The organism is Phnomibacter sp. (assembly GCF_036803085.1).
Classification (GTDB): Bacteria; Bacteroidota; Bacteroidia; order Chitinophagales; family Chitinophagaceae; genus Phnomibacter.
Genome location: NZ_DAIRUZ010000001.1, coordinates 750,555 through 765,599 on the forward strand (window position 1 = coordinate 750,555; position 15,045 = coordinate 765,599).

16 protein-coding genes and 1 tRNA gene are annotated in these 15,045 nt (G+C 44.9%); 9 read left to right on the forward strand and 8 right to left on the reverse strand.

The window, feature by feature from the left end; all coding sequences use genetic code 11:
• The first annotated feature begins 2 nt into the window (after window positions 1-2).
• The 5 genes from V7Q13_RS03170 to V7Q13_RS03190 are packed head-to-tail and all read left to right on the forward strand — an operon-like array spanning window position 3 to window position 5,158.
• Window positions 3-1,028, forward strand: a complete 1,026-nt coding sequence (locus tag V7Q13_RS03170; RefSeq protein ID WP_333799231.1) for a sugar kinase — start codon at window positions 3-5, stop codon at window positions 1,026-1,028.
• An 11-nt stretch (window positions 1,029-1,039) separates the two neighbouring features.
• Complete coding sequence (locus tag V7Q13_RS03175; RefSeq protein WP_333799232.1) at window positions 1,040-1,492, forward strand: YhcH/YjgK/YiaL family protein; 453 nt, start codon at window positions 1,040-1,042, stop codon at window positions 1,490-1,492.
• A gap of 3 nt (window positions 1,493-1,495) precedes the next feature.
• Window positions 1,496-2,161 carry a bifunctional 4-hydroxy-2-oxoglutarate aldolase/2-dehydro-3-deoxy-phosphogluconate aldolase gene (locus V7Q13_RS03180; protein WP_333799233.1) on the forward strand — a complete coding sequence of 222 codons (666 nt, stop codon included), beginning with the start codon at window positions 1,496-1,498 and terminating at the stop codon, window positions 2,159-2,161.
• 18 nt (window positions 2,162-2,179) lie between these two features.
• Window positions 2,180-3,619 carry an MFS transporter gene (locus V7Q13_RS03185; protein ID WP_333799234.1) on the forward strand — a complete coding sequence of 480 codons (1,440 nt, stop codon included), beginning with the start codon at window positions 2,180-2,182 and terminating at the stop codon, window positions 3,617-3,619.
• A gap of 54 nt (window positions 3,620-3,673) precedes the next feature.
• Window positions 3,674-5,158, forward strand: coding sequence for an NAD(P)/FAD-dependent oxidoreductase (locus V7Q13_RS03190; RefSeq protein ID WP_333799235.1), 1,485 nt, complete (start codon window positions 3,674-3,676; stop codon window positions 5,156-5,158).
• Here V7Q13_RS03190 and V7Q13_RS03195 read toward each other — a convergent pair.
• From V7Q13_RS03195 to V7Q13_RS03210, 4 genes are all read right to left on the reverse strand, one after another.
• Window positions 5,155-5,745 (reverse strand): phosphatase PAP2 family protein, encoded by a 591-nt coding sequence (locus V7Q13_RS03195; RefSeq protein WP_157478487.1) that lies wholly within the window; start codon window positions 5,743-5,745, stop codon window positions 5,155-5,157. The genes V7Q13_RS03190 and V7Q13_RS03195 overlap by 4 nt on opposite strands.
• A gap of 63 nt (window positions 5,746-5,808) precedes the next feature.
• Entirely contained in the window at window positions 5,809-6,201 is a 393-nt protein-coding gene (locus V7Q13_RS03200) for a DUF302 domain-containing protein (protein WP_333799236.1), read from the reverse strand.
• 148 nt (window positions 6,202-6,349) lie between these two features.
• Window positions 6,350-6,424: transfer RNA gene (locus V7Q13_RS03205), tRNA-Val, on the reverse strand.
• Between the two features lie 89 nt (window positions 6,425-6,513).
• Window positions 6,514-6,834, reverse strand: coding sequence for a hypothetical protein (locus tag V7Q13_RS03210; RefSeq protein ID WP_333799237.1), 321 nt, complete (start codon window positions 6,832-6,834; stop codon window positions 6,514-6,516).
• An 84-nt stretch (window positions 6,835-6,918) separates the two neighbouring features.
• Between V7Q13_RS03210 and V7Q13_RS03215 the strand changes: the two genes are divergently transcribed.
• Window positions 6,919-8,289, forward strand: a complete 1,371-nt coding sequence (locus tag V7Q13_RS03215) for a methyltransferase RsmF C-terminal domain-like protein (RefSeq protein ID WP_333799238.1) — start codon at window positions 6,919-6,921, stop codon at window positions 8,287-8,289.
• A 56-nt stretch (window positions 8,290-8,345) separates the two neighbouring features.
• The gene (locus V7Q13_RS03220; RefSeq protein WP_333799239.1) at window positions 8,346-9,185 is read left to right on the forward strand and encodes a hypothetical protein; all 840 of its coding nucleotides are present in this window, start codon (window positions 8,346-8,348) and stop codon (window positions 9,183-9,185) included.
• 1 nt (window position 9,186) lies between these two features.
• Here the strand turns inward: V7Q13_RS03220 and fmt are convergent, their stop codons facing one another.
• Both fmt and V7Q13_RS03230 read right to left on the reverse strand, forming a co-directional pair.
• The gene (gene fmt, locus V7Q13_RS03225; protein ID WP_333799240.1) at window positions 9,187-10,125 is read right to left on the reverse strand and encodes a methionyl-tRNA formyltransferase; all 939 of its coding nucleotides are present in this window, start codon (window positions 10,123-10,125) and stop codon (window positions 9,187-9,189) included.
• A 28-nt stretch (window positions 10,126-10,153) separates the two neighbouring features.
• Complete coding sequence (locus V7Q13_RS03230) at window positions 10,154-11,443, reverse strand: exo-beta-N-acetylmuramidase NamZ family protein (protein ID WP_333799241.1); 1,290 nt, start codon at window positions 11,441-11,443, stop codon at window positions 10,154-10,156.
• A 78-nt stretch (window positions 11,444-11,521) separates the two neighbouring features.
• Between V7Q13_RS03230 and V7Q13_RS03235 the strand changes: the two genes are divergently transcribed.
• Entirely contained in the window at window positions 11,522-11,986 is a 465-nt protein-coding gene (locus V7Q13_RS03235; RefSeq protein WP_333799242.1) for an FKBP-type peptidyl-prolyl cis-trans isomerase, read from the forward strand.
• A gap of 46 nt (window positions 11,987-12,032) precedes the next feature.
• Here the strand turns inward: V7Q13_RS03235 and V7Q13_RS03240 are convergent, their stop codons facing one another.
• Together V7Q13_RS03240 and sucC are read right to left on the reverse strand one after the other, a co-directional pair.
• Window positions 12,033-13,076: a hypothetical protein gene (locus V7Q13_RS03240; protein ID WP_333799243.1), complete on the reverse strand. Its 1,044-nt coding sequence runs from the start codon at window positions 13,074-13,076 to the stop codon at window positions 12,033-12,035.
• Between the two features lie 112 nt (window positions 13,077-13,188).
• The gene (sucC, locus tag V7Q13_RS03245) at window positions 13,189-14,400 is read right to left on the reverse strand and encodes an ADP-forming succinate--CoA ligase subunit beta (RefSeq protein WP_333799244.1); all 1,212 of its coding nucleotides are present in this window, start codon (window positions 14,398-14,400) and stop codon (window positions 13,189-13,191) included.
• A gap of 183 nt (window positions 14,401-14,583) precedes the next feature.
• Here sucC and V7Q13_RS03250 point away from each other — a divergent pair, with 183 nt between their 5' ends.
• Window positions 14,584-15,036, forward strand: a complete 453-nt coding sequence (locus V7Q13_RS03250) for a DUF3276 family protein (protein ID WP_333799245.1) — start codon at window positions 14,584-14,586, stop codon at window positions 15,034-15,036.
• Window positions 15,037-15,045 lie beyond the last annotated feature (9 nt).

Genomic DNA, 15,045 nt, shown 5'->3' on the forward strand with positions numbered 1-15,045 from the left:
ATATGTCCAAAAAAGTAGTAACGCTCGGAGAAATTATGCTGCGTTTGTCAACGCCAGATTTCAAGCGTTTTGTTCAGGCCGATTCTTTTGATGTAACCTATGGTGGCGGCGAAGCCAACGTAGCTGCCGCATTGTGCAACTATGGTTTGAATGGTACATTCGTTACCAAAGTGCCTAACAATCCCATTGGTCAGTCGGCCATCAACCACCTTCGCCGTTATGGTGTAGATACACAGTTTGTTGCCCGTGGCGGCGACCGTTTGGGTATTTATTTTCTCGAAACCGGTGCATCTATGCGTGCCTCTCAAGTAGTGTACGACCGTGCCGGTGCTTCCATTGCCGATGTAGACCCCAGCGAATTCGATTGGGATAAAATTTTTGATGGTGCCGATTGGTTTCATACCACCGGTATTACACCAGCTCTTAGCGATAAAGCTGCTGCGCTTACCGAAGCTGCATTGAAAGCGGCCAAAGCAAAAGGCATTACAACGAGCATTGACCTGAACTACCGCAAAAAATTGTGGAGCAAAGAGAAGGCACAAAAAGTAATGACACATCTCTGCCAGTGGGTTGATGTTTGTATCGGCAACGAAGAAGATGCTGAAACAACGCTTGGTTTCAAACCCGGTGATACCGATGTAACCAAAGGTGAACTTCACCTCGACGGTTTTCAGGATATCATGAAGCAAATGGTAGCCAAGTTTGGTTTCAAATATGTGGCATCATCACTCCGTGAGAGTTATAGTGCCAGTGATAATGGCTGGAGTGCATTGGTGTACAATGGCACCGATTTTTACCATACCAAAAAATACAATGTTCGCATTGTAGACCGTGTAGGTAGCGGCGATTCATTTGCCAGTGGTTTGATTTACGGTTTGGTAACGGGTATGCCAATGGCTGAAGCGGCAGAGTTTGGTGTTGCAGCATCTGCTATCAAGCACACCATCCCCGGCGATTTGAACCACGCTACCTTGGGTGAAGTAAAAGATTTGATGAAAGGCGACGGCAGTGGTCGTGTACAACGCTAAAACCAATACACATGGTCATAGATACTTTAGGTAATGCAGCGAAATATTTTTCGCTGCATCCCTCTTTCGAAAAAGCATTTGCCTGGATTGGCAGCATTGATTTTGCTACCATTGAACCGGGTAAATATGAAATAGATGGCGATGCGCTGAAAGGCATCATATCGGATGCTGCTGGTAAAACGGCTGAAGCTTCCGTAGCGAAATTTGAATGCCACAATCAGTACATTGATATTCAGGTGTGCATTCGTGGTGTTGAAACCATTGGTTGGAAAACACGGGAAAAATGTGTGGTTGAAAACGGTGGCTACAATGCAGAGAAAGATGTACAGCTGTACACCGAACAACCTGATATGTATTTTCAACTCACCGACGGGCAGTTCGTTGTGTTTTTTCCCAACGATGTACATGCACCCATGATTGGTGACGGAACCATTAAGAAAATAGTAGTGAAAGTAAAAATCTGAACAATGCCAACAACACATGAAGTAACTACCGCCATTATAGAACAAGGCATGCTGCCTTTGTATTTTAATGCCGATGAGGAGGTAACACTCGACATATTGAAAGCCGTATACAAAGCGGGTGTAAAAGCTATTGAATACACCAACCGGGGCGATGCAGCATTGCACAATTTTAAAAGCATGGTAGCATTACGCAATGCTGAAATGCCCGGTTTGTTGCTGGGTGTGGGCACCATTAAGAATTTGCAACAGGCCAATGATTATTTGGCTGCTGGAGCCGACTTTTTGGTGAGCCCTGGCTTTGTGCCAGATGTAGCTGCACTGTGTGTATCAAAAGATATTTTTTATGCACCCGGTTGTATGACGCCTTCTGAAATAATTGCTGCTGAAAATGCAGGCATTGGTTTCATCAAACTGTTTCCAGGTAACATGCTCGGTCCCGAATTTTTGAGCAGCATCAAAGACATCTTTCCAAAGCTGAAATTTATGCCTACCGGAGGTGTAGATACCACCAAAGATAATATTGAAGCCTGGTTTAAAGCCGGTGTTTGTGCAGTGGGTATGGGCAGCAAGCTTATCAGTAAAAAACTGATGGAAGCAAAAGAGTACGAAACGATTGAAAAAACTACTGCTGAAGTTTTGGCTACTATTGCCGCAGTCACTAAGAAATAACCACAAAAGCCAAACGATATGCAAGCTCAAGCCAATGGAAAAATGACGAACTACAGATGGAGTATTGTGGCGCTTCTTTTTGTTGCCACTACCATTAATTATCTAGATAGACAAGTGTTGTCTTTAACATGGGATGAATTCATTAAACCTGAATTTCACTGGAATGAAGACAACTATGGAACCATCACTTCCATCTTTTCCATTGTGTATGCCATTTCTATGTTGTTTGCCGGTCGGTTTATCGATTGGATGGGTACAAAGAAAGGCTTTCTCTGGGCGATAGGTGTGTGGTCAGTCGGTGCTTGTTTGCATGCCTTGTGTGGCATTGTAACCGAGCAATATGTGGGCTTGCATACTGCAGCAGAATTAACTCAGGCAGTGGGCGATACGGCTGTTATTATTTCTACTGTAAGCATGTATGCATTCATAGTGGCACGTATCGTACTGGCTATTGGTGAAGCGGGTAATTTTCCTGCAGCCATTAAAGTAACTGCCGAATATTTCCCTAAAAAAGACCGTGCATTTGCTACCAGTATTTTCAATGCTGGTGCATCAGTAGGTGCTTTGCTGGCACCATTGAGCATTCCTCCGTTGGCCAAAGCTACCAGTTGGGAAATGGCGTTTATCATCATCGGGGCATTGGGTTTTATCTGGATGGCTTTTTGGGTATTCATGTATAAAAAGCCTGAAGAGCATCCGAAAGTAAATGCAGAAGAACTGGCCTACATTTTATCTGACAGAGATGCCAACGGTGAAGCTGAGAAAGTAGAAGACCCCAATAAAAAGAAAGTAACCTTAGCCGATTGTTTCAAATACAAACAAACATGGTCGTTTGCATTTGGCAAATTCATGACGGATGGCGTTTGGTGGTTCTTTCTTTTCTGGACACCTTCTTACCTCAACACACAGTTTGGTATCAAAACATCCGAAGGGTTGGGTATCGCATTGGTATTTACGCTGTATGCTATTACCATGTTGTCAATTTACGGTGGCAAACTGCCTTCAATTATCATCCGTAAAACTGGTCAGAATCCGTATGCTGCCCGCATGAAAGCGATGCTCATTTTTGCATTCATTCCGTTGCTGGTTTTGTTGGCGCAACCGCTTGGTACTATTTCGCCATGGTTGCCCGTTATCATGATTGGTTTGGGAGGAGCAGCGCATCAGTCATGGTCTGCCAATATCTTTTCTACCGTAGGTGATATGTTTCCTAAATCAGCCATTGCCACTGTTACAGGTATTGGTGGTATGGCCGGTGGCCTCGGCTCTATGCTGTTGCAAAAATCGGCTGGTAAATTGTTTGTGTACGCTGGCGAAACCAACCTGCAGTTTTTGGGATTTGAAGGTAAGCCGGCGGGTTATTTTATCATCTTCTGTTTTTGTGCTGTGGCATACCTCATAGGCTGGATGGTGATGAAATCGCTGGTGCCTAAATACAAGCCTATTACAGATATGTAAGCGCATCTGCTGAAATGCTGAACGGCGGTTACTTGCAGGGGTTATATTTGCCCCGTGAGTAACCGCCGTTTATCTGTTGCTATTATTGGTGCTGGCCCAGCCGGCCTTACTGCTGCCTACTTGCTGGGAAAAGCCGGCACCGTTGATGTGCAGGTCTTTGAAGCTCATCCAACTTTGGTAGGAGGTATTTCCAGAACAGAGTCGTATAAAGGTTTTCATTTCGATATCGGCGGCCATCGTTTTTTCAGCAAGTCGAAAGAGGTAGAAGATTTTTGGACAGAAATACTGGGCGATGAAATGCTGGAAAGACCACGCAGCAGCCGCATTTTTTTCAACCAACAATTTTTTGCGTATCCTTTGGCCGCAGGAGAAGCTTTGCGCAAATTGGGTGTGATTGAAGCAGCCCGATGTGTGTTGAGTTATTTGCAGGCAAAAATGTTTCCGGTGGCCAATCCCAAAACTTTTGAAGATTGGGTGAGCAACCAGTTTGGCAAACGTTTGTATCAACTCTTTTTTAAAACCTATACTGAAAAAGTGTGGGGCATTCCTTGCAGCGAAATTTCTGCAGACTGGGCGGCACAACGCATTCAGGGGCTTTCATTGATGGCGGCCATTCGCAATGCCTTGTTTCCTCCCAAAAAGAAAAAAGGAAATGATACCGTTATCAAAACCTTGATTGATGCGTTTCGTTATCCCAAGTTTGGCCCCGGCCAAATGTGGACGGTTTGCAAACAAAAAGCCGAAGCTTTGGGCGTACAGGTACACATGAATACCGGCGTTCAAACCATGCAGTTAAATGCCGATCAATCATCTTGGTCTTTGTTGCTGCATGATGGACAGAAAATGGATGGTTTCAATTATGTGATTTCAACAGCGGCCATTAAAGATGTGATTGGTCATCCTGCTTCATGTTTTACAAAAGCAATGCAGCAGGCGGCCAAGGCCTTGCAGTACCGCGATTTTTTGACGGTGGTACTTATTTTAAAAGATCAACAACGCTTCAACGACAATTGGATTTATATCCACGACCCTGCGGTAAAAGTAGGCCGCATTCAACACTTTAAAAGTTGGAGCCCCTATATGGTGCCCGATGCAGATAAAGTCTGCTACGGTTTAGAATACTTCTGCTTTGAAGGAGATGGTATGTGGACTGCCACTGATGCAGATTTATGCCAAATGGCGGCGCAGGAATTGGAACACATTGGCTTGGGTAAAGCGTCAGAAGTATTGGATGCGTATGTTGTACGTCAGCCCAAAGCATATCCGGTATACAATCAGGACTATTTACAACAGCAGCAAATTATACGTGACGGCTTGCAAGCCTATCCCGGTTTGATATTGGTAGGCCGCAATGGCATGCACAAATACAACAATCAGGACCATAGTATGATGACTGCTATGCTTGCCGTTAAAAACATTTTGGCAGGTAAAAATTTGTATGATGTTTGGCAGGTAAATCAGGATGCCATTTACCACGAAAGCGGCGAACGTGGGGCAGAGGAGGGTGGCCGATTGGTACCTGTGGCTGTGCCGCATTAGGCATGTGTGCCCAACCCCTTTAAACCGATTTTTTTGTTGAAATAGTTGCCGGTAACCCAACCGATGGCGATGCCGACCAATGTGCCACCCATTACATCAATCGGGTAGTGAACGCCTACATATACCTGAGCATAGGCAATAGAAGCCGCCCATACATACACCCATTTAATTTTGTTACCAACAATGGGTTGTAATGTAATGGCAATAAAAGTAGCCATGGCAAAATGATTGGCTGCATGCGAGGATGTAAAACTGTAACCACCCGAACAGTGTGTAACCCGCAACTGCAAAAACTGTAATACATCAACGTTGTTACAGGGGCGTAATCTTTCAACACTCAGCTTAATTAACCGACTGCTCACCGTATCTGACAGGCCGATGGTAGCAATAAAGCCTGCTATCCACCAGGCACCTCTTTTACCAAAATTAATGAGAGCAAAAGCGATGAGAAAAATATAGAACGGATACCAAACTTCCTGGTACCGCAGCCATGGTACAACGGTATCAAACACAGGATTGCTCCAGCGTCTGTTGACGAGGTACAGCCAGTAGGCATCCAGTTTTTGTATTGCTTCAGGAAAAGCCATGCTGCGCAAATGTCAGGACTCTGTAGCAAACCACACACAGCAAATTGAACAAAGGCAACAGGGCTATTTTAACGCAGCAATCACAGTCTCCATTTTTGATTGCACGGTTTGAGCCATGTGGCCAAGGGCCGGATTTTGAATGCCCTGCATAGATACCACAGGATTAACCGCAAAAACTTCTGTTGCTGTTTCATTCAAGGCCCTAACCACTACATTGCATGGCAGCATTACTCCAATGTGTGGCTCGTGTTGCAGTGCTTCATATGCAAAACCAGGATTACAGGCACCCAAAATGGTATACGGCAATATTTCTTTTCCCAATTTTTCCTGCATGGCTGCCTGCATATTGATGCTGGAAATAATGCCAAATCCTTCTTGCTTGAGAGCGGCAGTGGTAAGTGCTATTGTTTCTTCAAAAGATTTACCCTCAATCACGGTGCTGAAATAGTAAGCCATACGTTGGTTTGTTTGTGGCTAAAGCTATTTTATCGAAATAGGCTGGCAGGTAATCTATGTCACGTTACAATGGCAGAATAAAACAAATAGTAGAGTGCAGTAGCAGCAAAGAAAAAGGTCGAAACACTTTTCAGTATTTCGACCTTTGTGGGAGCACACGGGTTCGAACCGCGGACCCTCTGCTTGTAAGGCAGATGCTCTAAACCAGCTGAGCTATGCTCCCTTTTTTGATACCCCTGTATCGTTTTGGGAGTGCAAAAATAGGGGTAGGATTTAATCTGCAAAATTTTTTTTCCGTCTTTCTCAAAAAAATTAATTCGGCTGTAATTGGGGAAGTCTATATGGTTGGCCATCAACCACATACAACTCATCTATCTCAATGCTCCAGTACTTTGCTAAAGGTGATTTTTCTAACACCTGCAACACTTCTTTTTTAGATGTTCCACTGATCACAATCCAACTACGCATGCTTTCTAAACTCACCGTGTAACTATCTACAATGCCTTTGTTGATGAGGTAATTGATGTAAGTTCGGTGGGGCGGAACCAGCGTCATAAATTCTTCATCCATACGAAAGTGAATGGTGACCTGATACTTCTGTTGTTGCGATTGATTTGTATTTGCTCCTTCCATAGGTTTTTTCCTTTAGATGCAGGAACCACTTCAAAGTAAGAGGTCATTTGAGATAATTTCGCTGCATTATCATTTTTTTACAATATGCCGACGCTTCCTGCTGCCTTACTCAAACAACTGACTGCTGCTCCTGGTTTTGATGAACCAGCATTTGTAGCTGTGCATGCAGCAGCGCAGCCACCCGTATCGGTTAGGTTGCATCCAAAGAAAAGTACAGAGGAAATAGCTGCACATTTACCAATAGATGCACCTGTTTTGTGGGCAAAGTACGGCCGTTATCTTTCTGAAAGGCCTGTATTTAGCCTCGATCCTTTGTGGCATGCCGGTGCTTACTATGTACAGGAAGCCAGCAGCATGGCCATTGAACTGGCGTGGCAGCATGTGCCGCAACAACAGCCCATCAAAGTATTGGATTTGTGTGCGGCACCTGGCGGCAAATCAACACACTTGCTGTCGTTGATGAAGCCAAAGGATGTGTTGGTAACGAATGAAGTCATCAGCAGCCGCGTTAATATTTTACTGGAAAATATTACCCGCTGGGGAAATGCCAATGTGTTGGTGACGAATAATGATCCGAAAGATTTTGGACAACTCGATGGCCTGTTTGATGTGCTTTTGATTGATGCACCATGCTCGGGCAGCGGACTTTTCAGGCGAGATCCTGAAGCCATTCAGGAATGGAGTGAAGACAATGTAACGATGTGTTGGCAAAGGCAGCAGCGCATCATTGCTGATGCTTGGAACGCATTGGCACCGGGCGGTATTTTTATTTATACCACGTGTAGCTTTTCTCCTGAAGAAGATGAAGCTGTAGTGGACTGGGTGCATCAACAATTTGATGTAGAATCGCTGGCTGTTACTATTCCTGAATCTTCAGGCATAGTAACCAGCATGAGTGAAACAATGAATCATCCGTGTTATCGGTTTTATCCAAATCTGGTGAAAGGAGAAGGGTTTTTTATGGCCGTTTTTCGGAAAAAATCTGCTGCTGAAGCAATAACAATTTCAAGCGCAAAGCAAAAAGCCTACCGAACCATCAAAGCTGCTCAACCGCCAGCAGACATTGCCCGTTGGGTAAACAATGAAGCGGATGTTCAATGGTATATGCACAAAGAAGTGTGGTATGCAATGCCAACAAACACATTTTACACATTTGCGCAGTTGCAAAATATTTTGAGAGTGCGGAAGGCCGGAGTGTGTGTGGGTGAAATGATGCATCAGCAATTGCAACCAGATCATGCATTGGCGATGAGTGATTGTATTAATAGCAATATTCGTCGCATCGAATTATCATTACCCGAGGCGTTAAAATATTTACGTAAAGAAGCTATCGATGTGGAAGCTGAAAAAGGTTGGCACCTGGTTTGCTTTCAACAAGTGCCATTGGGTTGGATAAAGCAATTGGGCAACCGAAGCAACAATTACTATCCCAAAGAGTGGCGATTGAGAATGTAAAGCTGTTTGTGCACATGCAATTAGCTTTTCGTAGCAAACCAACATATTTGCAGGCCATGAAAAAAAGAGTACTTTTTATAACCATATACATCTTAATGCTGGGGCTCCAGCTATCCGTTGCACAGCACCGGGAAGTGCTGCTGCGCAATGGTTTGCCGGTCATAGCTTTTCGGGCCGATAGCAGCATCAATACAGAAGCGTTGCGGATTGCATTTGGCATGTCGCCCGAGCAGTATACGTTGCTTAATCCTATTGATACAGCTCATGCCCACTATCAGCATACTATTTTCCTAACAGTGCAATCTTTACTCAGCGATAGCTGTGCCAATAAACATTGTGTAGAGCTGTACTACCTGGCACAAAAAGGTGATCATTTTCAAAATTTGTCGCCATTGTTTGGGAAAGCTAACCCGAGAGTGTTGAAGGCGTTGAATCCAACGTATGAATTGGAGTTGGAAGGCAAGCCAGTGTTTGTTGGTTTCATGCCGCTGTCATTATTGTCGCCCATTTTGGCTCATGAGCAGGCGAAAACGCCCACGGATATTCCGCACAACATTGAGCCCAAGAAATTTCCGCCGGTGTATACAGGCACCGGAGCGTACGCTGCAGAATTTGTAGGTACAGATACCACAATGAAAGAAGGGAAGGCCCGCTACTTTAAAAGCATGGCTGGTTGGTACGATGGTAAGTTTTACATACTCAGCAGTCAGTTTACCATTGGCACTGTTGTAAAAGTGACGAACAAAAAAAATCAGCAAATGATTTTTGCGAAAGTGATAGGCGAATTGCCGGTAATTAAAAAAGGAGAATCCATTGTGGCCCGACTCAGCAGTGCTGCCTGTGCTGCGCTGGATGTGTGGGATGAAAATGATTTTGACATTATCATCCAGCAATAAATCAGGCTTGATCCATGCGATAGCCCCGCAGGAAATCTGCTACGGCCATGCGTTTTTTCCCTTCCAATTGCAACGTCAATATGTTTACCCAACCATCAATAGCTGCATAGCGGATATAAGTTTTTCCATCGCTGTCAATACTGCCAGGAGATTGGTGGTGAGCTTCAGTACTGTAGCGGCTTTCAAATATTTTCAGCATTTTGCCATGCAGTTGTGTAAAGGCGCCTGGGAATGGCGATAAGCCGCGTATCTGATTGTGAATGGACGCTGCTGAATGATTCCAGTCGATCTGACAGGTTTCGGTAAAAATTTTTGGGGCATGTTTTAGTTGACCTTCATCGGCAGGTTGTGGTTGCTCGTGAATAGTGCCATCAACCAAACCGGTTACAGTTTTTACAAGTAACGCTGCGCCTAAATTTTTCATGCGGTCGTGTACTTCGCCTGCTGTTTCATTGTCATCAATGGGCATGCTGGCTTGTAACAGAATATTGCCTGTGTCGATAGCATGCTGCAATTTAAAGGTCGTTACACCGGTTGTTTTTTCACCATTGATAACTGCCCAGTTGATGGGTGCCGCACCACGATATTGTGGCAGCAAACTTCCATGCACATTGATGGTGCCCATCGGAGGCATGTTCCAAACTATTTCGGGCAACATGCGAAAGGCCACAACCACTTGCAAATCGGCTTGCAATGCTTGTAATGCCGCAATGAATTCAGGCGACTTCAACTTCTCTGGTTGCAACACCGGCAGGTTATGAGCCACTGCATATTGCTTCACGGCACTTTCTGTCAGCTTCATGCCACGGCCGGCAGGCTTGTCTGGTGCAGTTACTACAGCCACAACGTTGAAACCCGCTTGCAGCAAGGCATCCAGCGATGCTACTGCAAACGCTGGTGTGCCCATAAATACAATTCGTGGTGTTGCTTTCTCTATCATAACCTCTGCCTTTGCGGCTGCAAATGTGCTATTCAAAATCTTTGTAGAGCAAGTATTTTTTACGGGTGGCTTTGTATTGCTTCAAACCGGGCTGCCAGCTCTTACGGATTTCCGCTTCTGTTTTACCATTCATGATTTGCCACATCAAAGTATAGTTGCCAGCCAGCTTATTGAAGAAGTAATCTTGCCAGTTGGGGTTGTTCTTTTTCGGACGTAAAAAGAAACTGTCTTTGTTGGGAAACAATTTGTAGGCATCCAAAATATAACGAAGCTGTATTTGTTTCCACTTTGGCTTGGTGATGTCTATTTTCTCGTTGCGCAAATCAAAGCCATAGCACAAGTTGTTTTGCTGGGGTGGTGTTTTGGCACCAAACATGCTTACCGGAGTAAAACTAAAGAGTGAGTCTGGCATAGTGGGGTGACCAAATACTTGAAACGGAAATGTAGTACCACGGCCCAAACTCACATCAGTGCCTTCAAAAAAGCAGGTGCTGCTATACAGGAAAATACTTTGCATATTGGGCAGGTTGGGGCTGGGACGAACAGGCAGCTCGTAGTAATCGCTGTGGGTGTAGTTCTGACATTTAATCACCAGCATATGAAAGGGCGTATCCTTTGTAGGCACCGCTTTTTTAAAGGTTTCCATCATGCTGTTGGCTTTTGGGGTAAGCCATTTTTCACCCACGAGCATTTGTGCATATTCGCCAATAGTAAGGCCATGCACAATCGGAATGGGTTGCATACCAACGTGGCTCTTGAATGGTTTTTCAAGAATAGGACCATCTACATAAAAACCATTGGGGTTGGGTCGGTCAAGAATCAACAATGGCTTTGCATTTTCGATGCAAGCATTCATATAATCTTCTAAAGAAGAAATGTAGGTGTAGTAGCGCATGCCTACATCCTGCACATCAAACATCATGATGTCGACATCTTTCATTTCATCAGCACTGGGTGCATATTTGCCCCCATACAAACTCACTATGGGCAGGCCAGTGGCAGAATCAACGCTGTTGCCCACTTTTTCGCCGGCATCGGCCGTGCCTCTGAAACCATGCTCAGGTGAAAAGATTTTGACCAATTGTACGCCCCGCTTCAGCAGGGTATCAGCCAAATGCACTTTGTTGGGCCCCACCACCGTTGTTTGGTTGGCAAAGAGGGCCACCCGCTTACCTTTTAGCAAGGGCAGGTAAACTTCCATACGGTCGGCACCGGTTTTAATACCCGGCTTTTGTTTATTGACAGGTTGGGCAAAGCCGGGGCTACTCAGCCATTGGAGCAGCGATACAAGGATGGCAAGAAACAGTGGTTTTCTCATAACAATGCAAGTTGCGCAATTTTAGGTTTGCTATCACCAATCATTCAACTACCTTGCAGCTTCATTAAATCTCACAAGATGTCTGTAGTAAAAAAAGGCGATGTGGTGAAGGTACACTACACCGGTACATTAACCAGCGGCGAACAGTTTGACTCTTCTGCAGGCCGTGAACCATTGGAGTTTACAGTTGGCGCTGGTCAAATGATCAAAGGGTTTGATGCCGGCGTAGAAGGCATGACTCTCGGCGATAAAAAAACCATTAATATTCCTGCTGCTGAAGCTTATGGCGAATGGAGCGAAGAAAATGTAATTGAATTTCCGAAGGAGCAAATTCCTGCCGAAATGCAATTGGAAATTGGCATGGAACTGATGCTGCGTGACCAAATGGGCCGCCCTGTTCCTGTAATTGTACATGCTATTGAAACCGAAGTAGTGAAGTTGGATGCCAACCATTCACTGGCAGGTAAAGAACTCGTTTTCGATATTGAACTCGTAGAGTTGAATGGCGAAAAAGGTGGCTCAAAAATTATTCTGCTCGACTAATCGATTCGATGATATTGTGAAAGCGTTGACTGGTTCAACGCTTTTTTTATGCCCTTAATAAAGCGATTAATTGTTGCACATCTTGCTGCGAATGCGCCGCTGTAAATACTGCACGGTTGAGTGGCTTACCAGCAGGATTTGGATAAGCAAAAGAGGAGATGAGGATGTTGTGTTGTGCAAACCAATGCTCGTCCATGTCGGTAGGTAAAAACAAAATGGGAAGTTGTGCATGCAATACAAAAGAAGGAGTGTGCTGTACTTGTTCTTTCATCCAATGGCAATGCTGTTGCAGCTTTACTCTTTGTGCTTCATACAATGTGGTTGCTTGCTGCCATGCATGCACCACTGCAGGCATGGGTGGAGTAGTGGCTGCGTAAAACGGATTGCTGCGCAAGGCAGCTGCGGTGCTGGCATTGCTGCATGCAACAGCACCAGCCTGCACACCCAATGCTTTCGACATGGAAAAAGAAATCATCCATTCGATGTTCTCTTTTTGCGGCAAAAATGAAGCTACGCCTTTTCCATTGTTTCCTGTAATCCCAATGCCGTGGCTATCATCAATCAACACGATCAATGGCTTTTGCATGGCAGATAAAAATTGCCAGTCGTATGCCACGGGAGCTAACGGGTTCACTGCATCTGCAATGATTGCATAAGGCCCTTCGTATGTATGGTTGTTGATTTGCTCCACTACATGCTGACTCCATGTTTCAAATGAAGTTGTGGCTGATTGAATGCCTGCTGCTAATACTGCGGGATGACAATTGGGTGCTGCAAAAATGGGACAGTTCAATTGTTGAATTGAGTGCACTGCTGCTTGTCCTGCTGCAAATCCACCAGCAAATAATACTGTGTCTGCAGCAGCTAACCAATCACTGATTTGTGCCTCTGCTTCACTGTATATTTTTAATGGAGTGTTTGAAATACGGGCACTGGGTTGCATCAGCCCGTACTTGTCTAATCCTTCTTTTGCCCATTGCATAAATGCAGGGTGCGATGCCATGCCTAAGTAACTATAGCCGGAAAAGAAAAGTTGTTCTCCTTGTTCAGTAGTGGCAAAATTACCCGGTGTTTGTAACAGTGTTTGCATGTATAACGCTTAGTTCAAAAGTACGGGTTGTAAAATTGAATAATTTGAATAACAGCAATAGAAAAGCCCCACATGTTTGCGGGGCTTTTCTTATATCAAGTAAGACTTTACTTTAGGCTACTGCTTTGTTTACCAACTCGGCAGCTTCGCTCAGGAGGATGGCACTTTGTACCTGCAAGCCGCTTTCATCAATCAGCTTCTTGGCTTCTTCAGCATTGGTACCCTGGAGGCGAACAATGATAGGAATGTTGATTTCGCCAATGGTTTTATAGGCATCAATAACACCTTGTGCTACACGGTCGCAACGAACGATACCACCAAAAATGTTGATGAGGATGGCTTTCACTTTTGGGTCTTTCAGAATAATGCGGAAACCGGCTTCAACAGTTTGTGCATTGGCGCTACCGCCAACATCCAGGAAGTTGGCAGGCTCACCACCACTCAGCTTAATCATATCCATGGTAGCCATGGCCAAACCAGCACCGTTAACCATACAGCCCACATTGCCGTCGAGCTTTACAAAGTTCAGGTTGTATTGACCGGCTTCTACTTCAGTAGGATCTTCTTCGGTTACATCACGCAGCGCAGCGAGGTCAGGATGGCGCATCAGCGCATTTTCATCCAAACTCATTTTACAGTCAACTGCAATAATTTTTTCATCGCTGGTTTTGAAAAGCGGGTTGATTTCGAGCATGCCGCAATCCAGCGCCACATAGGCATTGTACAAGTTGGTTACAAACTTTACGCAGCTTTTAAAAGCATCGCCGCTCAAGCCAAGGTTGAAGGCAATTTTACGTGCCTGAAAACCTTGCAGACCGCCACCGGGATGTACCCACTCTTTAAAAATTTTCTCAGGCGTATTGTGTGCTACCTCTTCAATGTCCATACCGCCTTCGGTGCTGTACATAATCACGTTTTGGCCTTTGGTACGGTCGAGCAAAATAGAGAGGTAGAATTCCTTTACAGGATTGGGTCCGGGATAGTAAACATCCTGCGCCACCAATACTTTATTTACTTTTTTACCAGCAGGGCCGGTTTGAATTGTTACCAGTGTATGACCCAAAATGTTTTTGGCAATGTTGGTCACATCATCGAGGCTTTTGGCTACGGCTACACCACGCTGCTCACTGCCCTCAATTTTACCTTTACCACGGCCACCGGCATGTATTTGCGCTTTTATCACCGCAAAGTTGTTGCCTGTTTGCGTTTTAATCTGGCGGTAGGCTTCTTCCGCATGCATCACACTCTCCACGGCGATGCCTTCCTGCACTGGCACATTGTACTTTTTCAACAGCTCTTTTGCCTGATATTCGTGTAGGTTCATATGGGGGCTTTTTTTTAGTGCGGCGAAGATAAGCCTTGCGTGTTTTGACCGTGCAGAAATTGCCGATTTTAGGCCCTTCATTTTCCACCAAAGCCTTTTTATAAAAAATTTGCTATTTCATTCTGGTCCCTATATTTGTTTTAACATTTTCAAAAAGAATTGTTAAACCAAAACTAACTACCTGTGGCCTACGAGCAGACCGACAAGAAAATGGACAGTGTGTACAGTAAGCGCATTAAAGCCGGTAAAAGAAGAACCTATTTCTTCGATGTACGGTCAACCCGCGGAAATGATTACTTCCTGACCATCACCGAAAGCCGGAAACGATTCAATGAAGATGGCTACGACCGGCATAAGATCTTTTTGTACAAAGAAGACTTCAACAAGTTCATTAAGGGCCTCAACGAAGCGGTTGATTTTGTGAAAACAGAACTCATGCCCGATTTCGATTTCGATGCCTTCAACCACGATGAATATGATGGAGAAGGGGATGAGCAGGCTACACCTGTGGCCGTAGCTGCTGTAGCACCTGTGGAAGAAGATGTGCCGGTGCCTGCACCCGTTGTGGTAAACGACCTGCCGCCAGCCAGCAGCAATGGAAATACCCATTCGCTGGAAGAGGTAGATAAGTGGTAATACTCATTT

Coding starts and splice junctions, on each gene's coding strand:
- V7Q13_RS03220 (WP_333799239.1), top strand. CDS start 8,346: ATGAAAAAAAGAGTACTTTTTATAACCATATACATCTTAATGCTGGGG.
- V7Q13_RS03210 (WP_333799237.1), bottom strand. CDS start 6,834: ATGGAAGGAGCAAATACAAATCAATCGCAACAACAGAAGTATCAGGTC.
- sucC (WP_333799244.1), bottom strand. CDS start 14,400: ATGAACCTACACGAATATCAGGCAAAAGAGCTGTTGAAAAAGTACAAT.
- V7Q13_RS03215 (WP_333799238.1), top strand. CDS start 6,919: ATGCCGACGCTTCCTGCTGCCTTACTCAAACAACTGACTGCTGCTCCT.
- fmt (WP_333799240.1), bottom strand. CDS start 10,125: ATGATAGAGAAAGCAACACCACGAATTGTATTTATGGGCACACCAGCG.
- V7Q13_RS03235 (WP_333799242.1), top strand. CDS start 11,522: ATGTCTGTAGTAAAAAAAGGCGATGTGGTGAAGGTACACTACACCGGT.
- V7Q13_RS03175 (WP_333799232.1), top strand. CDS start 1,040: ATGGTCATAGATACTTTAGGTAATGCAGCGAAATATTTTTCGCTGCAT.
- V7Q13_RS03170 (WP_333799231.1), top strand. CDS start 3: ATGTCCAAAAAAGTAGTAACGCTCGGAGAAATTATGCTGCGTTTGTCA.
- V7Q13_RS03230 (WP_333799241.1), bottom strand. CDS start 11,443: ATGAGAAAACCACTGTTTCTTGCCATCCTTGTATCGCTGCTCCAATGG.
- V7Q13_RS03180 (WP_333799233.1), top strand. CDS start 1,496: ATGCCAACAACACATGAAGTAACTACCGCCATTATAGAACAAGGCATG.
- V7Q13_RS03185 (WP_333799234.1), top strand. CDS start 2,180: ATGCAAGCTCAAGCCAATGGAAAAATGACGAACTACAGATGGAGTATT.
- V7Q13_RS03240 (WP_333799243.1), bottom strand. CDS start 13,076: ATGCAAACACTGTTACAAACACCGGGTAATTTTGCCACTACTGAACAA.
- V7Q13_RS03200 (WP_333799236.1), bottom strand. CDS start 6,201: ATGGCTTACTATTTCAGCACCGTGATTGAGGGTAAATCTTTTGAAGAA.
- V7Q13_RS03195 (WP_157478487.1), bottom strand. CDS start 5,745: ATGGCTTTTCCTGAAGCAATACAAAAACTGGATGCCTACTGGCTGTAC.